We start from the raw sequence: 25999 nt of genomic DNA, 5'->3' as shown, positions 1-25999 counted from the left end.
TGCATTTCATATATTTAGAAAAATTCTTTCATGGTTGCCAAGTCATTGAGCACGACTTTGGGCTGAATGGTTTTTAATTTTTCGGCCGATGTATACCCCCAACCTACCGCAGCAAAATCAATACCTGCTTTATGTGCAGCTTCGCCATCAGTGGTTTGGTCGCCGACATAAATGGCCTGCTCTTTATTTAAATTCAAAATATTGAGAACACGCTTAATTCGTTTAGCTTTGCCAAATATAGACGAGCCACCATCAATATGGCTAAAAAGCTCACATAGCTCTGCACCCAAAAGATTTTGACAGTTTTCTTTAGAGTTTGAAGTAATAATTGCGAGCGTATAGCCTCGATTGTGGAGTTCAATTAAGTGGTCCCGCATGCCTTCAAACATGTAAACTTCTTGGTCTCTTTCTTTCATTAAACGAATGAAATCTTTGGCAATCCAAGGCAGTTTCCACCTAGAAACATTCATCTCTTTCATAATTTCTTTTGGTGAAAGATGTTTGTACTGCTCTACTTCATATAGCTCTACAGATTTAAATTTATATTTCTTGGCAAGCTGATTTAAAGCACCTAAAAAGAAGCTAAAGGAGTCGACTAAAGTACCGTCCATATCAAAAATAATAGCTTGGTATTCTTTTAAAGATTTTTCCATTTTAAAGTTCTGAAATAAAATATATTTTTTATAATTATATTCTTTTTTTTATTGGTTTTTAAATCAGGCCCAACGAGGACCTGACCTAAATTTCGGATTTTATTTTAAGCTGCCGCTTTTTGTTCTTTTATCCAATTTTTAATACGGGCATCGAGTATATTTAAAGGCAGTGTTCCTGCATTTAAGATCATGTCATGGAACGCTTTGATATCAAAACGATCTCCAAGCTCATGTTTCGCAAGCTCCCGTAGCTCTAAAATTTTGAGTTGGCCCATTTTGTATGCCAATGCTTGGGCAGGAATAGCAATATAGCGGTCTGCCTCTGCCTGAATATCAGGTTCATCTAAAGCTGAGTGTTCACGCATAAAATCAATCATTTGCTGACGGGTCCACTTTTTATAATGTACACCCGTGTCAACCACTAAACGACAAGCACGGAACAACTCACTCGATAGTCTTCCATAGTCTGAAAGCGGGTCTTTATAGAAACCCACATCTTTACCCAACTGCTCTGCATAAAGTGCCCATCCTTCAATATAGGCGGTATGGTTGGGTTGCTTTCGGAACATCGGTAAATTTGGCAAGTTTTGGGCAATATCAATCTGCATATGGTGGCCGGGAATTGCCTCATGGTAAGCAGTCGCTTCCATGGATATTTTTGAACGCTCAGAGAAATCCCCTGTATTCACATAAACTTGTCCGGGACGTGAACCATCAGGCGTGCCTTGGTGATACTCCGCACCTGCCGCTTCTTTTTCTCGATATTGCTCTACAGGCAAAACTTCGACTTTATTTTTGGGTAATAAACCAAATAGCTTCGGCAACTCTGGTTGCATTTGGGCAATATATCCCCGATAAATCTCTAAAATTTCTTCACGAGATTTTGGGAAAACAGCGGGATTTGTTTTTAAGGATTGTTGGAAACTTTTTAAGTCATTGAAACCTTGTGCTTTGGCAATTTTCAGCATTTCCGCTTCTATACGAGCAACTTCTTTTAGTCCGAGCTGATGAATAATTTCAGGGCTTTCAGAAGTTGTCGTATTGTTTTCTACATAAAAGCGATAGAGCTCGTCACCGTTTGGCAAGCTCCATATACCCTCGTGTTGTCGTCCATAGGGTAAGTAATCTTTCTGAATAAACATCCCGAGTTTTTGATAGGCAGGTCGAACATTTTGATCTATGGCCTGTAGTAATTCACGGCTTAAACGCTCTTGATCTGCTTTCGAAATATTTTTTGGAAATTGCTTTAATGGAGAAGCAAACACACTGTCCTTCCCTGCGGGAGCTGTAATGCTATTAATCTGCTTTGCCACTTTTTCAATTAAATATTTGGGTGGCATCAAACCATCTTTTTGGCCTTGTTTTGCTAACTGAATACCTTGATCAAGAATAAGAGGAATTTGTTTTAAACGAGAAATATAGTCTTGATATTGCTTAGCATTATCAAATGGAATCGAACTAATAAATCCCGGAAATTGTAAATGTAGTCCCCACATTTGATTGAAAGGCATCTCATACAATTTCAAATCATAATTTTTAAGTGTCTCTTTCAACTGATAAATCATTAAATCTTTATTTAATTGATCAGTTGCTGAAAATCCTGTGCTATCAATCGCTTCAAAACGTTTTAAAAAATTTTGCGTACTTTTTTTATCTTTCTCGATCTGATTTTTTGAAAGCTCTGTCCATCGATTGTTGTAGCGTAAATCTCCTAAAACGGTTGCAGTTTCAGGACTATTTTTCAAAGTATATTCCCACTGTTCCTGTAAAAGTTGGTTTAAAGCTTTCACCCGAACAGAGATATCACTCTTTTGTTTAGATTGTGATTTTTCGATGCTATTTGTATTTATTTCGGGGGTTGTAGCATTAGAAGAATGAGACATCCAAAATAAAACACTGATACAAGCCAATTGTAAGGTTCTGTTTTTCATTTAATTATCCAGAAATATTTAACAAAGGTTAAAATAAAGACAAAACAAATTACGTGCCAAGCAGCATATAAAATGGTGTAAAAATCGAGTATTTTTTTAACTAAATGATTTTATAAATTAATTTTCTTTTTAATTATATTATTTATAGTTGCTATCTATATTCCACATCTGACTTTAATAGACCAAGAACTTAAAAAAAAGTGCACATGAGCAATCTCAGTGCACTTTTGAATTTCTACATTAAAAATTGTTTCTCAAGAAAACAAATATTGATAAACAATATAGGCAGCCAGTTTTGCTGTTCTATTGTCTAAATCAAATTTTGGATTGCACTCAGCAATATCTAACAATTGGATTTTGCCAGTCTCTTGAATATGCTTAAAAATCGCTTCAAAAGTCGCCAAATCAATTCCTTTGACAGCTGGCGCACTGACCCCCGGTGCAACCGCAGCAGCGAAGACATCTAAATCAATCGTAACGTACAAGCAGTCTACTTTTTCAATAAAAGCATCAACCGCCGCGAGCACGTTGTTTAGGTTAAAAATATTAACCTCATGATCGCGTAAATATGAACAATTCAGCGCATCGGCTGTATCAAATAAAATTTTAGTATTGGCATGGTTAGCCACCCCAATACATAAATAATTAAATTGTTTTTGATGCTGTTCTGAAAGTCGAGCTGCCTGTAAGAAAGGTGTTCCAGAGGTAGCATGCTCTGCTTCACGCAAATCGAAATGGGCATCGAAATTAATAATGCCTATTTTTTTATCTGGCGCATGGGCTTGTATATATTGGAACAGACCACTAAAGCTACCAAATGCAACTTCATGTCCTCCGCCCAATACAATCGGCTTTAAACCATTTTGCAAGCTGTTTGTGACTTGTTCAGCTAACTCAGCTTGTGCTTGCTCTAAATTCTCAGATTCGCAGGTCACCGTACCCAAATCGACAATACTGACTGGGCGATGAATAGGTAAGTTAGCAAGTTGAGTACGGATTGCATCTGGTGCATCGGCAGCGCCAACTCGGCCTTTGTTACGCTTCACACCTTCATCAGAACTAAAGCCAATCAGGGCAAATTCAGCATGTTGGTTTTTGTTCATGATATGGTGGATACGATGGTGTGCCTCACCCTCGCCATCATGTCGGCCTTGCCATTTAAATGTGTGATTCATGTGCCACCGTCTAAAAAATAACTTCTTTTCCATGCTGAACGACTCGCTTAGGCAAATCTCCGCCCAGCCAGTAAACTATTTCAGATGGATGCTCAATATCCCAAGCCACAAAGTCAGCGACTTTACCCTGCTCTAAACTGCCGTGTGTTTGCTCTAAACCGAGCGCTTGTGCAGCATGAATGGTGACACCAGCTAATGCTTGCTCAGGCGTTAAGCGAAAAAGTGTACTGCCCATGTTGAGCATTAAACGTAAAGAAAGTGCTGGAGATGTACCCGGATTTAAATCACTCGATAGCGCAATACGCACGCCATGTTTAATAAGGCTTTCAATCGGCGGGTATTGTGTTTCACGTAACAGATAAAAGGCTCCCGGTAATAACACTGCAACTGTGCCCGACTCTGCCATAGCTTTAACATCATCTTCGGTCATGTACTCTAAATGGTCAGCCGACAAAGCATGATAACGTGCTGCCAAACTTGAGCCACCTAGCGATGAGAGCTGCTCAGCATGAAGCTTAACGGGTAGACCTAATGATTGTGCCGTTTTAAAAACACGTTCAACTTGAGCAGGTGAAAATGCTAAATGCTCACAGAATGCATCAACTGCATCGACTAAACCTTCAGCATGCAGTTTAGGCAGCATTTCTGTACAGATATGCTCGATATAAGCATCGCTTTGGTCTTTGTATTCTGGCGGCAAAGCATGCGCAGCTAGGCAGGTACTTTTTACCGTCATTGGTAAAGCTTCACCAATTTGACGAATCACACGCAGCATCTTGCGTTCATTTTCGTAATTCAGTCCGTAACCAGACTTAATCTCGATGGTCGTTACACCGTCTTGTTGCATACAGCGAATACGTTTAAGTGCTGAGCTTAGTAATTGTTCTTCGCTTGCTTCACGCGTTGCACGCACTGTGCTGGCAATACCGCCACCGCTTGCAGCAATTTCAGCGTAACTTACGCCCTGTAAACGCTTTTCAAATTCAACACTACGGTTGCCACCAAATACACTATGTGTATGACAATCAATAAACCCTGGGGTTACCCAAGCGCCTTTTAAATCAACTGTTTCTGAATAAGTATCGGCAGGAAGTTCTTGTTGTTTTCCAATCCACTGAATGAGATGCCCATCTGTAACGATTGCAGCATCTTCAATGTAGGAATATTGCCCATTTTGCATGGTTGCAATGTGGCAATTTTGCCAGAGTTTTTTCATTCGCCTTTCCTCGAAACTGCCCAATCGTTAAACCATTGGGCAGTTCATTTGTTAGCTTTCTATCTCAATATTTTGCGGGACTGAATTATTTTGCTTTCCCAAATTTTGCTGAGGTTTTACCCAAATACGATAAGCAATCATTAACAGAACAAGCCATGTGATTCCGACATAAATTGCAGGACGCGAGTCTGGGAAATAACCCATCATGACTAAAATGAACACCATAAAACCAATTGCAAAAGCAGGAGCATACGGCCAGCCAATTACAGGAAAATCAAGTGCTTTAATTTCAGCAGTAGATAACTTACGGCGCATCGCGACTTGTGAAAGCAAGATCATGAGCCACACCCAAACAGTTGCGAAAGTTGCAATTGAGGCAATGATCATGAATACATTTTCAGGAATTAGGTAGTTCAGCACTACACCAATTAATAGCACACCAGCCATAACCACAACAGTCATCCATGGCACACCATTACGTGACAATTTTTGGAAAATTCGAGGTGCTTGACCACGGTTTGCCATGCCATAAAGCATACGCCCTGCACCAAAGACATCACTATTAATTGCTGAAACTGCTGCTGTAATAACAACAATATTTAAAATTGTTGCCGCCGATTGAATGCCTAAATTCTCAAAAATCTGTACGAAAGGACTACCTTGGCTACCGATCTGGTTCCATGGAAAAATCGACATCAGTACAAAAATGGTCAGTACATAGAAAAGTAAAATACGTACTGGAACTGCATTAATTGCTTTTGGTAACGTGGTTTTTGGATCTTGTGATTCACCTGCTGTAATACCAATAATTTCGATACCACCGAAAGCAAATACAACCACAGATAAACATGCCACTAGGCCTGCAATCCCATGTGGCATAAAGCCATCATAAATCCATAAATTTTGAATCCCCGGTACCACGCTGCTATGGTCAGCATGGAAGCCGTAGAACATTAAGCCTATTCCACCTAAAATCATGGCAACAATGGCACTCACCTTGACAATAGAAAGCCAAAACTCGAGTTCACCAAAGACTTTAACGTGAATCAGGTTAATTGCCCCCAAGAACATAATCAGCGATAGAATCCAGATCCACCGTGGCACATCGGGATACCAGAACCCCATATAAATACCAAAAGCAGTGACATCAGCTAAAGCAACAATGATCATCTCAAAGACATAAGTCCACCCTGTGGTAAAACCCGCTAAAGGACCAATGTACTGAGAAGCATAGTGGCTAAACGAGCCAGAAACTGGGTTTTGGACAGCCATTTCACCCAGTGCGCGCATCACGATATAAATTGCAATCCCTGCAACGATATACGCAAGTAATACTGAAGGCCCTGCCATTTTAATGGCAGTTGCCGAACCATAGAAAAGCCCAGTTCCAATTGCTGAGCCTAATGCCAAGAAACGAATGTGGCGGGTGTTCAACCCCCGCTGTAATGTGGAGCTTTGTGACATTATAATCTCCAATCCTTGAGGATATTTAGTTAGATTCGGCCACTCCATGTGACCGTTTTATTAATCACACTTCAGATAAACTAGGGAGTAGTTTTGGAATAAGTAACTCGTTTAAGCAGCCGCTTGAGAGTAATTCACTTGCTTGTTCAATATCAGGAGCAAAGAAACGGTCTTCACTGTAGTAAGGCACTTGAGCGCGCAAGATTTTACGAGCTTGTTCAAGTTTAGGCGAGCTTTTTAGGCCTTCACGGAAGTCTAAACCCTGACAAGCGCCTAACCATTCAACAGCTAAAATGCCACGAACGTTGTCAGCCATATACCAAAGACGTTTACCCGCATTCGGAGCCATTGATACATGGTCTTCTTGGTTAGCTGAAGTTGGCAAACTATCAACACTTGCCGGATGTGCAAGCGCTTTGTTGTCACTCGCAAGAGCAGCAGCGGTAACTTGAGCAATCATAAAGCCTGAGTTAACACCACCATTTGCCACCAAGAACGGTGGAAGTTGTGACATGTGACGGTCCATCATCATTGAAATACGACGTTCAGACAGTGAACCAATTTCTGCAATTGCCAATGCTAAATTGTCGGCCGCCATTGCAACAGGTTCTGCATGGAAGTTACCACCAGAAATCACGTCACCTTGTTCAGCAAACACAAGCGGGTTATCAGATACAGCATTCGCTTCAATTTCTAATACTTCAGCAGCCTGACGGATTTGAGTTAAACATGCACCCATCACCTGTGGTTGGCAGCGTAATGAGTATGGGTCTTGAACTTTGCCACATTCTTCATGCGAACGAGAGATTTCACTCGAATCAGTCAATAAATCGCGATAAGCCGCAGCAACATCAATTTGACCACGTTGACCGCGTACTTCGTGAATACGTGCATCAAACGGTGAGCGTGAACCCAGCATCGCTTCAACACTTAAACCACCACAAACTGTCGCAGCAGCAAATAAATCTTCCGCTTCAAATAAGCCGCGTAAAGCATAAGCAGTCGAAACCTGTGTACCATTTAAAAGCGCTAGACCTTCTTTAGCAGCCAAAGAAATTGGTTCTAAGCCTGCAATTTTTAAAGCTTCAACTGCTGGTAACCATTCACCTTTATAACGTGCTTTACTCTCACCCAATAAAATTAGGGACATATGTGCAAGTGGTGCTAAGTCACCTGATGCACCTACTGAACCTTTAAGAGGAATATGCGGATAAACCTCAGCATTAATTAAAGCCAACAAAGCATCAATGACTTTACGGCGAATACCAGAGAAACCACGCGCCAAACTATTTGCTTTCAATAGAATAATTAAACGAACCATTGCATCATCAAGTGCTTCACCTACACCTGCCGCATGCGAAAGAACTAATGAACGCTGTAATTTTTCTAAATCTTCAGGAGCAATCTTGGTCGAAGCAAGTAAACCAAAACCAGTATTAATGCCGTAAGCTGTACGCCCTTCATTTACAATCTGCTCTACACAAGCCACGCTTGCATTAATTGCAGATGAAGCACTTTCATCTAATTTAACTTTAATTGGGTTGAGGTAAGCTTGACGTAAATCGGCTAAGGTCAGTTTTCCCGGTTGGATCAATAATTCCATGTTGGCTTCCTAATTTTTTGCACTATATTCTGCTGAGACGGTGCTTTTCACAATTGCAAAAAGCACCGCCAGTTCTTCCGTGTATTTTTATTGCGTGATCATTGGCAAGTGTAGGCCTTGCTCTTTCGCACAGTTAATCGCAATCTCATAACCTGCATCGGCATGGCGCATAACACCTGTTGCAGGGTCATTGGTCAGAACGCGAGCAATACGTGCAGCAGCTTCATCTGTACCATCACACACAATCACAACGCCTGAGTGTTGAGAGAAGCCCATACCTACACCACCACCGTGATGTAAAGACACCCAAGTTGCACCGCCCGCTGTATTGAGCAACGCGTTTAATAAAGGCCAGTCTGATACTGCGTCTGAACCGTCTTGCATTGCTTCAGTTTCACGGTTTGGACTTGCAACCGAACCTGAGTCTAAATGGTCACGACCAATCACAACTGGTGCAGACAATTCACCGCTACGAACCATTTCGTTAAATGCCAAACCAAGTTTTGCACGTAAGCCTAAACCTACCCAGCAAATACGCGCTGGTAAGCCTTGGAAGCTAATACGTTCACGTGCCATATCTAACCAGTGATGTAAATGTTCATCATCAGGAATTAACTCTTTAACTTTGGCATCTGTTTTATAAATGTCTTCTGGGTCACCAGAAAGCGCAGCCCAACGGAATGGACCAATACCACGGCAGAACAATGGACGGATGTATGCAGGTACGAAGCCAGGGAAATCAAAAGCGTTTGCTACGCCTTCATCTTTCGCCATTTGACGGATGTTATTGCCATAGTCAAATGTTGGAACACCCATTTTTTGGAAATCAAGCATCGCTTGTACGTGCTTCGCCATCGACTGTTTTGCAGCTTTTACAACAGCTTCTGGTTCGGTTTTTGCACGTGCACGGTATTCATCCCAAGTCCAACCTACTGGTAAGTAGCCATTAAGGGGATCGTGCGCACTTGTTTGGTCAGTCACCATGTCTGGACGTACACCACGACGTACAAGCTCAGGTAAAATTTCAGCAGCGTTACCATGAAGCGCAATTGAAATTGCTTTACCTTCTTTTGTATAGCGGTCAATACGCGCTAAAGCGTCGTCTAAATCAGTCGCTTGTTCGTCTACATAACGGGTACGTAAACGGAAATCGATACTTGCTTGTTGGCATTCAATGTTTAAAGAACACGCACCTGCAAGTGTTGCAGCTAAAGGCTGAGCGCCACCCATACCACCTAAACCGGCAGTAAGAACCCAACGACCTTTTAAGTCACCGTTGTAGTGTTGGCGGCCTGCTTCAACGAAAGTTTCATAAGTACCTTGTACAATGCCTTGGCTACCAATGTAGATCCACGAACCCGCTGTCATTTGACCGTACATTGCGAGTGCTTTGGCGTCTAACTCGTTGAAGTGTTCCCAGTTTGCCCAGTGTGGTACAAGGTTTGAGTTTGCAATTAAAACGCGTGGTGCATCTTTATGAGTTTTAAATACACCTACTGGTTTGCCTGATTGAACCAATAAAGTTTCGTCAGTTTCAAGATTTTTTAACGTATCTACAATTTTGTCGAAACATTCCCAGTTTCGTGCTGCACGGCCAATACCACCGTATACAACCAACTCTTTCGGGTTTTCTGCAACGTCCGGATCAAGGTTATTCATCAACATACGTAATGGAGCTTCAGTTAACCAACTTTTAGCCGTCAATTCAGTGCCGCGTGGCGCACGAATTTCTACATCACGAAATTTTGTTGTCATTGTTGTCACAGGCGGACTCCTTCCTTTGAGCTTACATCAGCAGAACATCACTTGTCTCTGCATTTGTATAGTAATGTATTAACTTGTATATACATCTATATACTACACAAATATTTTTCGGCGTGAAGAGGCTTGTTCATATTTTTTTTAAAAATTTTAATAAGCTCATGAATTAAATTAATTTATTTTTATAACAGGTATAAAAAAAGCACATGTCTTTTCAGTAGACATGTGCTTTTGAATAAGTAAATTACTTAAGTTTTAACGTTGAATTAGCTCAATAACATAACAACTTTTTGCTTGAGTTTGAGTAAAATGAATCGATGTTACCCCAGTATTTTTTTCAATTTTTAAAGTCTCATTAGCAGCAATCTGAAAGGAATGATCATCAACATTTACTTGTGTTTCACCACCCTGATTAAAAATAAAAATCAGATCTGCCGAACTTAAAAAAGTCTGTTCTTCTGTACCCTCTACTCTCTGAAAACGGGCATGAAACTTTGCAGGATCATAAATTAAATTTAAATCTCGAATTGCACCGTCTACCAGTTCACTTTGAACCTGACTCTCACCATGGAAAGCAAAAATATCACCTTGGTTCAGCGTTTTGGCAGGAAGATCATCGACATGCAATACCATACCCTGTCCATCGAGTACGCTAATAATGCGCTGCTTATTGGGAAATAGCGAAAATGGCCCAGAAGTGGTCACATCTGCCATCGAAATACGCCACTCAAAGTCTCCTTCACCTTGGCTTCTGGCAATTTCTAAAGTAAAACCTGCACCATTTTTCCAAAGCATTTTTGTATATTGATCGGCCCTGATCAATTCAATCATGGATTAAATTTCCCTTCGAGATAGTAGCGGCTACCCGGATAGATCAAACGCGCACTTGAAATGAGTTGTTTATTTGACCATGTACGGCGACGGATCAGTAAACATGGTTCAGCTTTGGTAATCTTTAACCACTTGCACTCTTGAGGTGATGCTAAAACGGCTTCAACAATATGCTCACCTTCTGACACAGGTGCTTTTGCCATGAGGTAAGCATTTGGGGTAATGGTTTTAAAATCTTGTTCTAAATAATCTGGAATCAATGCTGCATCAACCAGACGATCTTCGACCTGAACAGGTACATCATTTTCATAATGCACAATAATCGAGTGAAATAATCTTTGGCCTTCGCGAGTCTGCATTAACACGCTTTGCTCTGCATTTGCATAAATTTGTTCTAAGACTAAAACTTCAGCGTGATGCTTATGGTTTCGTGCAATAATCTCATCGGCAATATTATTAATTTGAAAAAGTGCAGTTCGGCCTTGCCCTTCAGCCACGAAAGAACCAACGCCTTGAATTCGAACAAGTAAGCCTTCTGTTGTTAACTCACGTAGCGCACGGTTTACCGTCATACGGCTACAGCCGAGTTGATTAACCAGTTCACTTTCCGAAGGAATTTTTTTATTTACAGCCCACGAACCTTCATAAATCTTTTGTGAAATCAGCTGTTTGACTCGCTGATATAAAGGAACTGGACTATCAGCTTCAATCGAAAGCTCAGTATGTTCTTGTTTTGATGTTCTGGGCATAACTAATTACTCAAAAAGGCAGCAGGCAAAAAGATATTTTAGTTGACATGCTATGTATATACAACCACATACAATATGTTAATTTATGAATTAAATAGATTTCAAAAAGTTTAAAAAATAAACATATCTCAATAAGAGCTAATTTAAAGTTTTATGTAGAGAAATTCAAATATATTAGGATTTTATCAATATTTATTTAATAGTTATTTCTGCTAAGTCTATGCCCAATTCAAGGATGTAAAAAGTATCGTCTTTTCTAATTTACGAAATGATGCTTAAAACTTTTATTTAAAATAACTGATCGATAGTATTCTTCTGCCACACAGTATATTAATAAAACTGGAAGCACATCGAATGCGTAATTATAAAATAGATATTCTTCGAGGAATCTCTATCCTTTTGGTTCTTTTACATCATTTTAATATTCCCTATAAACTCAAAGATACATGGTTAGGTTTTGATTTCTTAGGTGAAGCATTTAGCACAGTCATCGCAAGAAATGGAAATTATGGCGTCACCATGTTTTTTGTGATTTCGGGTTTTTTAATTACCCATCACACATTAAAAAGAGATAAACAATTTTCCGCAATTAACCTCAAGCATTTTTATATCCGACGGGCAGCGCGTATTTTACCGTGTCTGGTATTACTCATTTTAGGTGTAAGTGTACTTGGTTCATTTGACTTAAAACCCTTTATGAACCAAGCACCGAATGGCATTGAAGTCTCTTATCCACTAACAATTTTTGCGGCTTTAACCTTCTGGATGAATATCCTGATTATTAAATTCGGTTGGGTAAACTACGCTTTGGGCGTGTTGTGGTCACTCTCTGTAGAAGAAGTTTTTTACTTTGTTTTCCCATTATTGTGCCTACTCACACGTAGTAATAAGGTCTTTATTGCTTTACTTGTTGGCGTAATTTTATATGGCCCTTATTTTAGATCTCTGCATTTTGGAGAAGAAAGCGGCGCTTATTTATATCATTATTTTTCAAGTTTTGACGGCATAGCAATTGGCTGTTTAACGGCGATTTTCTCTCATAAATATCAGCCAAATTGGCCCTATAAAAAACCTCTTTCTTGGTTGATTATTTTGGGTATGGCCGCTCTTTATTTATATGCACCAATTAAAGAAGTCAGTACATGGGGTATTAGCTTATTTGCTTTTGCTACAGGCTTACTTATTTTGTGTTTTCAACATCCGTCCGAAACGCAAGCACATAATGTATTTACCAAAGTGATGGTCTGGTTGGGGCAAAGAAGTTATGAGACTTATCTGTTCCATCTGGTAGTACTAGGCCTTATGAAAGTTGCCTTCGTTCCGGCTCAAACCGATGCTAGCATCAAAATTATGCTTTTAATTGGCTATCTGGTTTTGACTTTTATCATCAGCGCAGCGATTGAAAAATATTATTCCACACCGTTCAACAACTATATTCGAAAGATTTTCATTAAAGATAAATCATAAAAATAAGCCCCTTTAAAATAGGGGCTTATTTAATTAAGCAATCAACATGGTTTCATCATCTTGCTTAAAAGGGTTCGACCAGCTCTGCCAAACTTGTGGTCCTAAAGCCATTTCTTCATCGCTTAACAAGCAACGATCTAAGCGCTGTATTAACGCTTGCTCATCCATTTGCATACCAATTAAAACCAGTTCCTGACGCGCATCACCTGTGCGGGTATCCCAATTTTTCTTAATTTGTTCAATGCTGGCTAGGTCACTCGGCCAATCTTCTTCTGCAACGGCCGCCCACCAATAACCAGCTAAGCCATGTCGAGCCATTGCACCCGCTTGTGACCATGAATAAGCCAATGTTGGTTCGGCAGCCAACCAGAAAAAGCCTTTGGAACGCACGACTCCCGGCCATTCAGCCTGTACCAAATCATAAAAACGTTCTGGATGGAAAGGTCGACGCGCACGGTAAACAAAGCTACTAATGCCATACTCTTCAGTCTCTGGCGTATGCTCACCACGTAACTCTTTTAACCAGCCCGGTGCTTGTGCGGCTTCATCAAAATCAAATAGCTGTGTATTTAAGATTTTATCTAAAGCGATCTTTCCAAATTGAGCAATTTCAATTCGGGCACGCGGGTTTAACGTTTTTAAAATCGCGATAAGTTGCTCTTGCTGCGCCAGATCAATCAAATCAATTTTATTCAGCACAATCACATCACAAAACTCAATTTGGTCGATAAGGAGGTCAACCACAGTTCTCTCATCTTGTTCGCCTAATGACTCGCCGCGTTGTTGCAGGGAGTCAACTGAACTGTAATCTTTAAGAAAGTTAAAAGCATCGACTACCGTGACCATGGTGTCGAGTCGAGCGAACTCATTGAGTGAGTTTCCATCTTCATCTTCAAAGGTAAAGGTTTCTGCCACAGGTAAAGGTTCTGAAATGCCAGTTGACTCAATGACTAACTGGTCAAAGCGTCCTTCATCAGCTAAACGTCTCACCTCAACCAGTAAATCTTCTCGTAGCGTACAACAGATACAGCCATTACTCATTTCAACCAGCTTTTCATCTGTTCTTGAAAGCTCCGCCCCACCTTCGCGTACTAATGCCGCATCAATATTCACCTCAGACATATCATTGACAATTACGGCAATACGGCGGCCTTCACGATTATTTAAAATATGGTTGAGTAATGTGGTCTTTCCTGCACCTAAAAAGCCCGATAAAACAGTGACAGGAAGCTTGGCAAATGAGTTGGCGATTGCAGTGTGCATGGCTTGATCTCTTTGAATAATATTTAAACTGATCATGGCTGGCCATTTAATATGACCAGATCACAGGCGTAATCTATTTCTAAACCACAATAATGTTATGTTATAACATAACTATGGATCAAGTTTTTATTCTAGTTTTATTTAAGCCAATTTACTTAGTCGTTGAAAAAATTGCTTTTATAATCCCTGACAAATTGAGGTTTTGTAATGATGGTCAGGCCCCCAGGCACGGAATCCTTGGCTATCAATATGAATTTGTCCTGAAGCATAAACACCCAGTCCCATATTAAGCGCTTGACCTTTTGTCGCCCAAAACTGACAAAGTTTGGTTTTGGTTTGCTGAATATTAAACTGGTCTAAATCACTCGGCTGTTCTGGGCCAATTCGAAAATCAAGCGCTGCATTAAAGACATGTCGAGAAGCATCAGCACCACCCGCACAGCGGTTTAGAGATAACGCTCGGTAGACCGAAGTCACTTCAAAATCATTAATTACACCATCCTCAACTAACGCTTTTAAAATACTAAGTGTCGGAACAATATTCGACCAAATCTCGCGTGGAGGTACTGCATAAGGCTCAACTCCACATTTTTGCCAATCTCGAGCTGAGCGTAATAACTCATGGTCTGGCACTAAATCGGCAAGTCCCTTTTGCTTAAGAAATTGCTTGTAAGCTTGCACAGACTGTCGATGGTCTGCTGTTGCTAACCACGCAACATACGCCTCGGGTTGAGGCTTTATTCTGACCACTGTTTTTGTAGGTTGAGGTAAAGTTGTTTGGGTGTGTTGAGGAATTGTTGGCTTGGGAGTTTGAGTGCTACATGCTGTGAGAGATAATAAAATTAAACCTAAATAACGCTTCATAAATATGCTCTATCTTCACCAAAAATGGGAAAATTGCTCATCATTAAATTAATGAAATGTTATATTATAACAATAATAAAATCCTTTAATTTCTGTTGCTAAATTTTAAAAATAAAAAAGGACGCCTGTCAGACGTCCTTTTTAGATACAACTCAATAAATTATTAAATATCTGCTTCTAAGGCAGGTACAGACTGCTCAGCTTTTAATTTTCGGCGTTTAAATTGGTACGCCACCATTAAACATAAGATCCAACCAGGAATCATCATGACTGCAACACGCATATCTGGTGTTAAAGACATCACGATCAAAATGCCAAGCATAAATAATATGCATAAATAGTTGCTAAACGGATACATAAAGCTTGGGAACTTCGTTGTTTGCCCTTGGCGCTGCATATATTTGCGGAATTTTAAATGCGTCCATGAAATTACTACCCAGTTAATTACAATCGCTGCAACTACCAGCATCATGAGCAAACCAAATGCTTTTTCAGGGAAAATATAGTTTAACAGTACACATAAAATAGTGACTGCCGCAGAAAGGATTACTGCATTGGTTGGAATACCGCGTTTATTAATACGTGCAAATACTTTTGGTGCATTTCCTTGTTGTGCAAGGCCTAATAACATACGGCTACTGCAATAACTTGTGCCGTTATAAACTGAAACCGCAGCTGTCAAAATAACAAAGTTCAATAATGTTGCAATGCCTTGGCTATCTAAAGAAGCAAAGACCATCACAAAAGGGCTTCCGCCTTGTGCCATTTGGTTCCATGGGAATAGCGAGAATAAAACAAAAAGCGTCGCAATATAGAAAATCAAAATACGGTAAATAATTTGATTCACAGCTTTAGGTAAAGTTTTATCAGGGTCACGTGCTTCAGCTGCAGTAATACCGAAAAGCTCAATACCACCGAAAGCAAAAATAATGACTGCCATTGCCATTACTAAGCCTTCAACGCCAAACGGGAAGAAACCGCCAAGTGCCCAAAGGTTCGAAATGCTTGCCTGTGGACCTGCTGTGCCCGTTGCAAGTAAATATGAACCAAAGCCAATCATTGCAAGAATTGCCAAGATTTTGACAATAGAAAACCAAAATTCCATTTCGCCAAAAAACTTAACGTGTAGCAAATTAATGCCATTAATTAAGACAAAGAAGGTTAAAGCAGATGCCCACGTCGGAATTTGCGGCCACCAATATTGAATATAAAGACCAATTGCACTTAGTTCTGCCATACAGACGAGCACATTGAGTACCCAATAGTTCCATCCTGACATGAACCCTGCAAATGGTCCCCAATATTTGTAGGCAAAATGACTAAAAGATCCACTGACTGGCTCTTCTACCACCATTTCGCCAAGCTGACGCATCATTAAAAAAGCAATAAATCCTGCAATGGCATAACCGAGGATGACCGATGGACCTGCTAATTTAATCGATTGTGATATACCAAGAAAAAGCCCTGTGCCAATCGCCCCACCCAATGCAATAAGCTGGATGTGCCGATTACTCAAACCATGTTTCAGGTTTCCTTGCTCTTGTGCTGACATATGATTATTCTCATCCTTGTCACGTAATTTTTTTCCAATAAATTACGTATATCATAAATTGATCAGATTTTCATAGAGATTCATGAAAAAAATAATTGCGTGACTTTTCTCATAAGCGCGAATGAAAACAGAAAATACAAGAAATGACAATTATTATGAAATGTGTAATTAAATTATGTATTGCGTAATTTGATGAATTCAGTATTATAGAGACATGAAGCAATTGGTTGTGCTCGGTCTATATCAAACTCATAAGACAAAAGATGATCTAAGCAAAGGTTAAAACTTATTGAGTAGCTCAGTCCTAGACCGAACTTTTATTTGTATAAGACCCGAGATAAAGACAAGGAAGCGAAAATGGAACAAAAACTAAACTCTTTTATTGAAGTTTCACCTCAATCAGATTTCACTATTCATAATTTGCCTTACGGTGTTTTTAGCAGAGCTAACGAAAGTGAGCGTCAAGTTGGTGTAGCTATTGGTGATTGGGTGATTGATCTCGCTGCTCTTGAAAAGCACGGTCTTTTAAAACTTTCAGAACAAGACACATATTTTAACCAGCCAACACTCAATAAATTTATCGAGTCTGGCAAAGCCAACTGGTCAAAAGTTCGTAACACACTACAGTCTCTTCTCTCGGTTGAAAATTTAACGCTTCAAGAAAATGAAGCATTGCGTCAGGAAGTTTTGGTTAAGCAAGACAGCGTTACGTTGCATTTACCACTTCAAGTACCTGGTTATACCGATTTCTATTCTTCTAAAGAACATGCCACCAATGTAGGCTGTATGTTCCGCGATCCTAAAAATGCCTTACTTCCAAACTGGACTGAATTGCCTGTTGGTTACAATGGCCGTGCTAGCTCTGTGGTAGTCAGTGGCACTCAAGTCGTGCGTCCATCTGGACAAATTAAACTTCCAAATGAAGAGCGTCCAGTTTTCTCAGCTACGCGTAAACTCGACTTTGAACTTGAAACAGCATTTGTTATTGGTAAACCAACCGAGCTTGGCCAGCCAATCTCAATTGAAAATGCGTGGGATCATATTTTTGGAATGGTATTACTCAATGACTGGTCAGCACGCGATATCCAGCAATGGGAATATGTGCCTCTAGGTCCTTTCAATTCAAAATCATTTGCTAGTGCCATCTCACCTTGGGTAGTCACACTTGAAGCACTTGAGCCATTTAAAGTGGAAGGCCCAAAACAAGAGCCTAAACCTTTAGCGTATTTACAAGAAAATATCGCGAATAGTTACGACATTAATTTGAGTGTTGAAATTCAAAGCCCGAAATCGACGCAAGCTGATGTGATTTGCCAAACTAATTTCAAATATATGTATTGGTCTATGGCTCAACAGCTTACTCACCACACCATTGGCGGCTGTAACGTTCAGGTTGGTGATTTAATGGGTTCAGGTACCATTTCAGGTTCTACACCAGATTCGTATGGTAGCTTGCTTGAGCTTACATGGAACACCACCAAGCCTTTAACACTTGCCAATGGCGAAACTCGTGGTTTCTTGCAAGACGGCGATACCCTGATCATGAAAGGTCATTGTGAGAAAAATGGTATTCGCATTGGCTTCGGTGAAGTTCGAAATACAGTCCTTCCTGCATTAAATTTCGATTTTGCAGAAACTTCGGAGCCTGACTATGAAGCTGTATAGTTACTTTCGTAGCTCTGCAGCCTACAGAGTACGGATTGGTCTAAACATTAAAGGATTAGCTTATGAGACTGTTCCAGTTCATCTGGTAAAAAACGAACAGCAAAGCGAAGACTATTTAAAGTTAAACCGTAGTGCTCTAGTTCCGACTTTAATTGACGGCGATTTAACCTTGTCTCAATCGTTAAGTATTTTGGAATATCTGGATGAACAATACTCAGAAACCAAACTACTTCCAAGAGATGTGCAAGAGAGAGCAAAAGTTCGCGCTTTTGCCCAAGCAATCGCCTGTGATATTCACCCATTAAACAACTTACGCGTACTGAAATATTTAAAAAATGACTTAAATGTTTCAGATGAGCAGAAAAATTATTGGTATCAACACTGGATTATTGAAGGCTTTCAAAATCTCGAACAGCAACTTCAAGATTCAAATGGACAATTTTGCTTTGGAGAACAAGCAACCATTGCCGATTGCTGCCTGATCCCACAGGTTTACAACGCGAAACGCTTCAAGATTGATTTATCTGCGTTTCCAAAAATTGAATCGATTTATCACCATTGTTTGTCTATCCCAGCCTTTTATAACGCGGCGCCAGAACAACAACCAGATTGGGAATAGTAAAAAGGAGTTTTAATATGACATTTGCCATTAAAAAAATACATCACGTTGCATATCGTTGTAAGGATGCGAAAGAAACTGTTGAGTGGTATAAAAAAATGCTCAATATGGATTTCATTTTAGCTTTTGCTGAAGACCATGTGCCGTCAACTAAAGCCTTTGACCCATATATGCATTTATTCTTAGATGCTGGTCAAGGTAACGTTTTGGCATTTTTTGAATTGCCAACTCAACCAGAAATGGGCCGAGACGAAAATACGCCTCAATGGGTACAACATATTGCTTTTGAAGTTGAAGACTTAAATGCGTTGATGGCTGCCAAGCAACATTTAGAAGAAAATGGTGTGAAAGTTTTAGGCGTAACCAACCATGGTATTTTTCACTCAATTTACTTCTTTGATCCAAATGGCCATCGTTTAGAACTGACTTATAACGATGCTCATGCTGAAGAAAAAATTGCAAAAATTACAGAAGAAATGAAAACTGAAATGCTAGAGGAATGGAGCAAAACCAAACGCGCTCCACACCACACCCATTTCTTGCATGAAGAAGAGTTAGGAACCTAATTTTTAAAGAGCGTAATAAAAAATCGGCATTGATTAGAATTGTTTTAAGAGCAGTTCTATATCAATGCCGATTTATATTATTTAAAACCGCTAAATTTCTAGAAAATTGCGCTATAAATAAGAGCATAGTGATTTTAGAAAGTTGTTGGTTATTAAACATGTCAATTTCGCTAATAGAAAAAGGTGATTTCTATTTTTCACTAGGCTCAGGCATGATGTAAAACGCACCAATTTCAATTTATGTTTTGATCGTCACTGTTTAACAGCTGAAGTAAATTTATTAAGGGTATTTAAATGATTGAAGAAAAAGTATCTGGGGGGGTTCAATCACTTGAAGTCGGTCTATCTGTACTAAACGCCCTTTTGGAACACAATCAACCTATTATTCTCAAAGATCTATCGAGCAAGCTCGAAATGCATCCTGCCAAGGTTCACCGCTATCTGGTCAGCCTTATTCGTATGGAATATGCAAAACAGCTTGATGATGGACAATATGCTTTAGGTGATCAGGCATGGCGCTTAGGTCTCAACTGTGTTCAACATAGCGACACACTACAGCTGGTACAGCATTTAATTTACGACCTACAAAACAAAATTGGTTGCGGTATACAAATTAGTAAATGGTCACCAAAAGGCCCTGTCGTGGTTCAGTCGATTGAATCAAACCACCCTATTTCGATTGTTACTAAAGTCGGCTCGATTATGCCTTTAGTCAATTCTGCTGCGGGACGTCTATTTGCTTCTTATCTTCCAGAGCATTTTGTTCGTCCATTAATGGAAGCAGAATGGCAAAAGCATCAAGAACTTGGTCTGCACATCGCACCACAAAACTGGCAAGCGTTTACAGAGCTTAAAGACACCATTCGCCAGCAACAAATGTCGGCAGCGAAAGGTGATTTACTGACGGGAATTAATGCGGTGGGTTTACCTGTATTTAATTCAAACCAGAGCATTGAGTTTTGTATTGTCGCTCTAGACAGTGAAATGTTTTTACCAGTCGACCCTCATAGTAAAACGATTGAAATCTTAAAAAATGAAGTGAACCTCATTAATCAATATATTAAAAGCCGCTAATCAATAGCGATAAAAAAACCAAGAGATCAAACTCTTGGTTTTTTTAGACTAGAGATAAGCTCAGCTTATTTAGCTTCTAAAACGCCGCGACGAATCTGGTCACGTTCAATCGACTCAAATAACGCCTTGAAGTTACCTTCTCCAAAGCCATCATCATCTTTACGTTGAATAAATTCAAAGAAAACTGGACCAATCATGTTTTCAGAGAAAATTTGCAATAAAAGCTTTTTCTGACCGTCTTTAGTATTACCATCAAGCAAAATACCGCGCTGTTTTAATTCATCAGTCGGTTCACCATGCTCAGGTAAACGATCTTCTAGCATTTCATAATACGTATTTGGCGGCGGTGTCATGAATTTCAGACCAAGGCCTTTTAACTTATCCCAAGTCGAGATTAAGTCATCACAAATAAACGCGATATGCTGAATACCTTCGCCATTAAAGTCAGATAGAAACTCTGCAATTTGGCCGTTTCCTTTGTCAGAGTCTTCGTTTAACGGAATACGGATCTTACCGTCTGGTGCAGTTAATGCTTTAGACGTTAAGCCAGTATATTCACCTTTAATATCAAAGTAGCGAATTTCTTGGAAGTTAAAGATTTTTTCATAGAAGTTTGCCCAATACTCCATACGGCCTTTGTAGACGTTATGAGTTAGGTGGTCAATCTCGTTTAAGCCTGCCCCTACTGGACGTTTCTCGGCATCATCAAAGAAAACAAAGTCATTTTCATAAATATCACGGTCAACTAAAAAGATTGGCATACCACCAATACCTTTAATTGCCGGAATGTTGAGCTCCATTGGCCCAACTTTTGAATACATTGGTTCAGCACCAAGCTCTACTGCTTTTTGGAAAGCTTTTGCTGCATCACGTGTTTTAAAACCCATCGCACAAGCAGATGGACCATGTTCATTAAAGAAGAATGAAGCATAAGATTCTGGCTGATAATTCAGGATAATATTGATATTTCCTTGACGCCATAAGTACGCTTCTTTCGATTTATGCTTGGCTACTTTTGAAAAGCCGATTGTTTCAAAAACTGGATCTAATTCATTTTCTTTTGAAACAAACTCAATAAATGCAAAACCGCATAATTCTAATGGGTTCTCTAAAATATCCATCTAGTTTCCCTCTGGTGATTACCTGTTCCGTTTATCTCTATTGCTGATGAACTCAGCTCCTTTCTCTATAGAATACGTCATCATTGGGTGAAGACCTGAACCGTCAAATTGGCTTAACCCAACGCATCCTATGAGAAAAAAACGAGTCATTAAAACGAAGATATGATGAGCGTAGAGCCTTTGATGATTAATTTCCGTTCCATGTGGTGTTTGTTTTCCATACACACTGTCCTTTGTTATCTAAAAGTACGATTGAGATTTTTCAATAAACCTTTAAAAATCGTCTTTCCTAAAAATCATTTATAGATTTATGGAGACCAACATCCTTGTTGGATCTCCAATGGCCATTTACCTTGAATTAGATGCTACTAAAAACAATTAAATTATGCAATACATAACTTAATTATGAATTACATAATTTAATTAATCTTTTAATTTGCCTGTTTTTAAAATCAATTGTCATATTCGATATTCTGTTTATGATTCTTTATCTTCAAAAATCTCTCTTGCTTTGAGTTTGGAAAACTATGCTTTTAGTCAGCGCATGTTTAATTGGTGAACCTGTTCGATATGATGGTAAATCCTGTCCAAATACTTTACTTAAGCAGCTATTAATCAATAAAAAAGCCCAAGCATTATGCCCAGAGCTATTGGGTGGTTTTACCACTCCCCGTTTACCCGCAGAAATTGTGGGCGGAACAGGTCAAGATGTGCTTGATGGCAAAGCAAAAATTACTGATTCATCTGGTTTAGATGTGACAGAGTTATATTTAAAGGGTGCTTACCGCACTCTAGAAATTGCACAGCAAATAAAAGCGACTTGTGTGGTTTTAAAAGAGAATAGCCCATCTTGTGGTAGCCAAAAAATTTATAACGGTACTTTTCAAGGTGAGAAAATTACGGGAGTTGGAATCACCACAGCGCTTTTGCAGCGATATGGTTTTGAAGTGATTTCTGAAAATGAGATTGAAGATTGGTTAGTAGAACATCCTCTTTAAGATTGTGTTGATCTACCTAATCAAAACCCTCTTAATTGTTTTCTAAAACGGAAACACATGGCACTCAATAGACAAGCAACTAAATAACTTATGGCAGCCATCCACCAAAAACCATAAACTCCCATCGCAGAAATCGAGATATCCTGCCAATGCAGCCCTTTATAGGCCATCCACCAACCACCGCCTAATCCGAAACATAACACCACGACCAAGAAAATTAGCATCGGTAAAATCGACACATCCCAACAGCGTAACAAAGAGGCCAATAACGCCATTAAGCCATCTAGAAAATGAAACATACAGACAATCAACAACAAGGATGCAGCCAAAATCTGCACGGCCAAATCATCTGAATAGAACGTAACAATTAAGTCCCGCTCCAACCATAAACACAGAGACAGACAGCCACTCACTGCCATAATTACCCATATACTTTGCCTGGCAATTTTATCGGCTTCTTCCATGTTCCCGCTGCCAATTGATCGCGATACCAAAATGCTATAAGCCGATACAATCGATGAAGGGATAATAAACATGAACCCGCCAGTGCTCACGACAATTTGATGTGCTGCTGACACCACACTCCCAAAAGGCAGAATCAGAATAGCAACCGAACAAAATGCAATAACGTCCATCAACGCCATAATTGCTGTCGGGATACCTATTTTTAAAATCATCCGCAGACTTTCTCGGCTATCTTCAATCGACTGTTCGGGATGCTCAATAAAGATGTATCCTTTTTCCAAGAAAAATACGTAATAAACAGCCAACATAAACCACCGTACAATGAGAGTGGCTAACAAAGCCCCTATTGCACCAAGTGGTGGAATTGAAAATGAAGCGACACCATAAATCAAAAGATAGGACAAAATAATTTTAAGAATGAAGAAAACACTATCTGATAATAAAACCTTATGCGCATTTTCAGTGACCTGAGACAAAGCTGCAAATAAGCGCATTAATAAATGCGCGGGTAAAATAAATACCAAAAGCCAAATACAGTTTTTAGTAATTGAAACAACATGTTCAGATGCACCAAACAATTTGGGCAAATCACGGAACAAGTAAAGCAAGCCAATACTCAGCAATGCCGAACATAACATCAGCCAAATGCCTTGAATAAAAATTTGACGAATACGTGGTATGTCATGGCAACCATAAGCTTCTGAAAGCTTAAGTATCACACCTTGTAGAATCCCCATACCAATGACATAGATCACTGTATATAGAGATAAGGTCACCGATAATGCTGCTACATGATCGTTACTAAAATGCCCTACATAAGCAATATCAACCAATCCACTTAAAACTAGAATTAAATTGCTTGAGAGCATGGGAATAAATAATTTAAAAATCTGGTTCATCAAGGAAATGCCTTATTTTTCTTTACGATTTATACTCATATTCACGTTATTTTTAGTGCATCAATCCAAAGCAAAAGACATACCAGTTCTAAATTAAGCTCCTATAAAATCTGCTTTAAATGAAAAGGCCAAACTATTCGTTTGGCCTTCTTTTGTCATGTATGTTGTTTATACAGTTATTCTTGTTTGTGTTTACTTGCCCAATAAGTCGCTAGTGCAGGCCCAGAAATATTATGCCAAAGACTGAAAATTGCGCTTGGTACAGCTGTAATCGGAGAAGCAGCAAAATGTACTGCTGCAAGTGCAACACCTAAGCCAGAGTTTTGCATCCCCACCTCAATAGCGATCGCCTTACTGTCCGCATAAGGTAGTTTAAAGAAACGTGCCGCGGTAAAACCTAATAAATATCCAAGCCCGTTATGTAAGATCACCACAGCTAAAATAAGCAAACCCGACTGTAAAATTGCTGCTTTGCTTCCACCAATAATGGCTGCCACAATCGCGACAATTGCAATGACCGAAACTAAAGGCATGACTTGAATATAAGATTCGACCTGACGTTTAAGCCATGTTCTTAAAATTAGACCGACTACAATAGGTAGTAGCACCACCTGCAAAATCGAAATAAACATCGAAGCTGCATCAATCTTTAGCCATTGACTAGCAAGCAGATAGAAAATCGCAGGCGTTAATACAGGAGCTAAAAGCGTTGATACCGATGTACAGGCTACCGATAAAGCGACATTGCCTTTGGCCATATAGGTAATCACGTTTGAAGCGGTTCCCCCTGGGCAACAACCTACCAAGATGACTCCAACCGCGATTTCAGGCGGTAAGTTAAATAATTTACATAGAACATATGCTAAGCCAGGCATTACGACAAACTGCGCTACGACGCCAATCAATACCGCTTTAGGGCTTTGTAATACACCTTTAAAGTCGTCTACAGTCATGGTCATTCCCATGCCAAGCATAATAATGCCCAAAATCCATGGAATGTACGCTTTGAGCCAGACAAAAAGTTCAGGCTGCCATAGCGCCAATGCTGCAAAAATAATCACCCATAGGGCAAAAGTTTTTTGAATAAATTGGGTAAAGCGCAGGAATGCATCCATACTTTCTATCCCTAAAAATAAAATATGAAAGTTAAAAACTAGAGCAATATACTTAAAACTCGCTCAACAGATCATTCGATTGAATACGGATAACACCTTGTTGCTGCATGGTTTGCCAAGCTTGTTCTAAAGAACCATTCAGATCAATCCCTTTACAAGCATCTTCAACCACTAAAGTTTTAAAACCTTGCTTAACTGCATCTAAAGCAGTCCATGCTACACAAAAGTCCGTAGCAATTCCGACCACATAAACCGTATCAATACCGCGCTCTTTTAGATAACCTGTTAAACCCGTCGTTGTAGAGTGATCAGCTTCTATAAAAGCCGAGTAGCTATCAATATGAGCGTGAAAGCCTTTTCGGATAATCAGTTGAGCTGTCGGAATATTTAAATCAGGATGAAACTCGGCATCTTGAGTACCTTGTACACAATGTTTAGGCCAAAGCACCTGCTGTCCATAGTCGAGTTCAATGGTTTCAAATGGTTGCTTGCCAAAATGATTGGCTGCAAAAGAGATATGATTATCCGGGTGCCAGTCCTGAGTCAGGACGACATTTTCAAAACAACCAGCAAGTTGGTTAATCGTTGGAATAATTCTATCGGCATCAGCAACTGCTAAATTTCCACCCGGTGTAAAACCATTTTGTACATCAACTACGATTAAAACCGCATTTTGTGGTTGTTTATTCATTTTCATGTCATCTTCAATCCCAAATGGGAAATTGCATTCTATCTTGCCACAAAAATAGCCGATATTAAGTAAGGCTCAGCTGAATCCGACTGTATTGTTGTGTTTAGTGGGTGTTCTTAATGCGCAATAACGAAAACATCCTATCTTTTCCTCAAGTTTACATCGCGATTATCCGTTAGGCGTATTGTTCTTATGCGTCTGATCAGTCATAATTTGCATAATTGTCATTCAACAATCTGTTATTGTTAGAACTGGAC

Annotated in this window: 22 protein-coding genes; 6 read left to right on the top strand and 16 right to left on the bottom strand. The window is 39.6% G+C overall.

What is annotated here, in order from left to right; genetic code table 11:
- Nucleotides 1-14: 14 nt before the first annotated feature.
- The 9 genes from KTJ10_RS10860 to hutC form a co-directional block, all read right to left on the bottom strand.
- A complete protein-coding gene (locus KTJ10_RS10860; RefSeq protein WP_262442007.1) occupies nucleotides 15-653 on the bottom strand; it encodes an HAD family hydrolase in 639 nt (212 codons plus the stop codon).
- Between the two features lie 104 nt (nucleotides 654-757).
- Nucleotides 758-2584, bottom strand: coding sequence for a DUF885 domain-containing protein (locus KTJ10_RS10855; protein WP_262442006.1), 1827 nt, complete (start codon nucleotides 2582-2584; stop codon nucleotides 758-760).
- Between the two features lie 254 nt (nucleotides 2585-2838).
- Nucleotides 2839-3759 (bottom strand): formimidoylglutamase, encoded by a 921-nt coding sequence (hutG, locus tag KTJ10_RS10850; RefSeq protein WP_262442005.1) that lies wholly within the window; start codon nucleotides 3757-3759, stop codon nucleotides 2839-2841.
- A gap of 10 nt (nucleotides 3760-3769) precedes the next feature.
- Nucleotides 3770-4975 carry an imidazolonepropionase gene (gene hutI / locus KTJ10_RS10845; RefSeq protein ID WP_262442004.1) on the bottom strand — a complete coding sequence of 402 codons (1206 nt, stop codon included), beginning with the start codon at nucleotides 4973-4975 and terminating at the stop codon, nucleotides 3770-3772.
- Nucleotides 4976-5026: 51 nt separating this feature from the next.
- Nucleotides 5027-6439 carry an amino acid permease gene (locus KTJ10_RS10840; RefSeq protein WP_199992289.1) on the bottom strand — a complete coding sequence of 471 codons (1413 nt, stop codon included), beginning with the start codon at nucleotides 6437-6439 and terminating at the stop codon, nucleotides 5027-5029.
- Between the two features lie 64 nt (nucleotides 6440-6503).
- Nucleotides 6504-8042 carry a histidine ammonia-lyase gene (gene hutH, locus KTJ10_RS10835; protein WP_046812104.1) on the bottom strand — a complete coding sequence of 513 codons (1539 nt, stop codon included), beginning with the start codon at nucleotides 8040-8042 and terminating at the stop codon, nucleotides 6504-6506.
- An 87-nt stretch (nucleotides 8043-8129) separates the two neighbouring features.
- Nucleotides 8130-9797 (bottom strand): urocanate hydratase, encoded by a 1668-nt coding sequence (hutU, locus tag KTJ10_RS10830; protein WP_080947673.1) that lies wholly within the window; start codon nucleotides 9795-9797, stop codon nucleotides 8130-8132.
- Between the two features lie 261 nt (nucleotides 9798-10058).
- Nucleotides 10059-10634: a HutD family protein gene (locus KTJ10_RS10825; protein WP_262442003.1), complete on the bottom strand. Its 576-nt coding sequence runs from the start codon at nucleotides 10632-10634 to the stop codon at nucleotides 10059-10061.
- Nucleotides 10631-11383 (bottom strand): histidine utilization repressor, encoded by a 753-nt coding sequence (gene hutC / locus KTJ10_RS10820; protein ID WP_130120512.1) that lies wholly within the window; start codon nucleotides 11381-11383, stop codon nucleotides 10631-10633. Before hutC ends, KTJ10_RS10825 begins: the two co-directional genes overlap by 4 nt.
- A gap of 354 nt (nucleotides 11384-11737) precedes the next feature.
- On the opposite strand from hutC, the gene KTJ10_RS10815 reads away from it, so the two are divergent.
- Complete coding sequence (locus KTJ10_RS10815) at nucleotides 11738-12850, top strand: acyltransferase family protein (protein ID WP_262442002.1); 1113 nt, start codon at nucleotides 11738-11740, stop codon at nucleotides 12848-12850.
- A gap of 33 nt (nucleotides 12851-12883) precedes the next feature.
- Here the strand turns inward: KTJ10_RS10815 and zigA are convergent, their stop codons facing one another.
- From zigA to KTJ10_RS10800, 3 genes are all read right to left on the bottom strand, one after another.
- The gene (gene zigA / locus KTJ10_RS10810; protein WP_262442001.1) at nucleotides 12884-14149 is read right to left on the bottom strand and encodes a zinc metallochaperone GTPase ZigA; all 1266 of its coding nucleotides are present in this window, start codon (nucleotides 14147-14149) and stop codon (nucleotides 12884-12886) included.
- A 141-nt stretch (nucleotides 14150-14290) separates the two neighbouring features.
- Nucleotides 14291-14977 (bottom strand): D-Ala-D-Ala carboxypeptidase family metallohydrolase, encoded by a 687-nt coding sequence (locus tag KTJ10_RS10805; protein ID WP_086376015.1) that lies wholly within the window; start codon nucleotides 14975-14977, stop codon nucleotides 14291-14293.
- A gap of 163 nt (nucleotides 14978-15140) precedes the next feature.
- A complete protein-coding gene (locus tag KTJ10_RS10800; protein WP_262442000.1) occupies nucleotides 15141-16529 on the bottom strand; it encodes an amino acid permease in 1389 nt (462 codons plus the stop codon).
- A 357-nt stretch (nucleotides 16530-16886) separates the two neighbouring features.
- Between KTJ10_RS10800 and fahA the strand changes: the two genes are divergently transcribed.
- From fahA to KTJ10_RS10780, 4 genes are all read left to right on the top strand, one after another.
- The gene (gene fahA, locus KTJ10_RS10795) at nucleotides 16887-18194 is read left to right on the top strand and encodes a fumarylacetoacetase (protein WP_262441999.1); all 1308 of its coding nucleotides are present in this window, start codon (nucleotides 16887-16889) and stop codon (nucleotides 18192-18194) included.
- The gene (gene maiA / locus KTJ10_RS10790; RefSeq protein WP_262441998.1) at nucleotides 18181-18813 is read left to right on the top strand and encodes a maleylacetoacetate isomerase; all 633 of its coding nucleotides are present in this window, start codon (nucleotides 18181-18183) and stop codon (nucleotides 18811-18813) included. Before fahA ends, maiA begins: the two co-directional genes overlap by 14 nt.
- A 17-nt stretch (nucleotides 18814-18830) precedes the next feature.
- Nucleotides 18831-19379: a VOC family protein gene (locus tag KTJ10_RS10785; protein ID WP_002119119.1), complete on the top strand. Its 549-nt coding sequence runs from the start codon at nucleotides 18831-18833 to the stop codon at nucleotides 19377-19379.
- Nucleotides 19380-19673: 294 nt separating this feature from the next.
- Nucleotides 19674-20453 carry an IclR family transcriptional regulator gene (locus KTJ10_RS10780; RefSeq protein WP_002119135.1) on the top strand — a complete coding sequence of 260 codons (780 nt, stop codon included), beginning with the start codon at nucleotides 19674-19676 and terminating at the stop codon, nucleotides 20451-20453.
- Between the two features lie 65 nt (nucleotides 20454-20518).
- On the opposite strand, the gene hppD is transcribed toward KTJ10_RS10780, so the two are convergent.
- The gene (gene hppD, locus KTJ10_RS10775) at nucleotides 20519-21574 is read right to left on the bottom strand and encodes a 4-hydroxyphenylpyruvate dioxygenase (protein ID WP_086265719.1); all 1056 of its coding nucleotides are present in this window, start codon (nucleotides 21572-21574) and stop codon (nucleotides 20519-20521) included.
- Nucleotides 21575-22101: 527 nt separating this feature from the next.
- Between hppD and KTJ10_RS10770 the strand changes: the two genes are divergently transcribed.
- Entirely contained in the window at nucleotides 22102-22572 is a 471-nt protein-coding gene (locus KTJ10_RS10770) for a DUF523 domain-containing protein (RefSeq protein WP_262441997.1), read from the top strand.
- Between the two features lie 20 nt (nucleotides 22573-22592).
- On the opposite strand, the gene KTJ10_RS10765 is transcribed toward KTJ10_RS10770, so the two are convergent.
- From KTJ10_RS10765 to pncA, 3 genes are all read right to left on the bottom strand, one after another.
- On the bottom strand, nucleotides 22593-23936 hold the full coding sequence (locus tag KTJ10_RS10765) for an MATE family efflux transporter (RefSeq protein ID WP_262441996.1): 1344 nt from the start codon (nucleotides 23934-23936) through the stop codon (nucleotides 22593-22595).
- Nucleotides 23937-24112: 176 nt separating this feature from the next.
- Nucleotides 24113-25051 carry a bile acid:sodium symporter family protein gene (locus KTJ10_RS10760; protein WP_033849173.1) on the bottom strand — a complete coding sequence of 313 codons (939 nt, stop codon included), beginning with the start codon at nucleotides 25049-25051 and terminating at the stop codon, nucleotides 24113-24115.
- 52 nt (nucleotides 25052-25103) lie between these two features.
- Nucleotides 25104-25748 carry a bifunctional nicotinamidase/pyrazinamidase gene (gene pncA, locus KTJ10_RS10755; protein ID WP_033849174.1) on the bottom strand — a complete coding sequence of 215 codons (645 nt, stop codon included), beginning with the start codon at nucleotides 25746-25748 and terminating at the stop codon, nucleotides 25104-25106.
- Nucleotides 25749-25999 lie beyond the last annotated feature (251 nt).

Origin of the sequence: Acinetobacter sp. WU_MDCI_Abxc222, from assembly GCF_025514755.1 — a bacterium.
GTDB lineage: Bacteria > Pseudomonadota > Gammaproteobacteria > Pseudomonadales > Moraxellaceae > Acinetobacter > Acinetobacter geminorum.
This window is presented reverse-complemented; position numbering and strand designations above follow the sequence as displayed.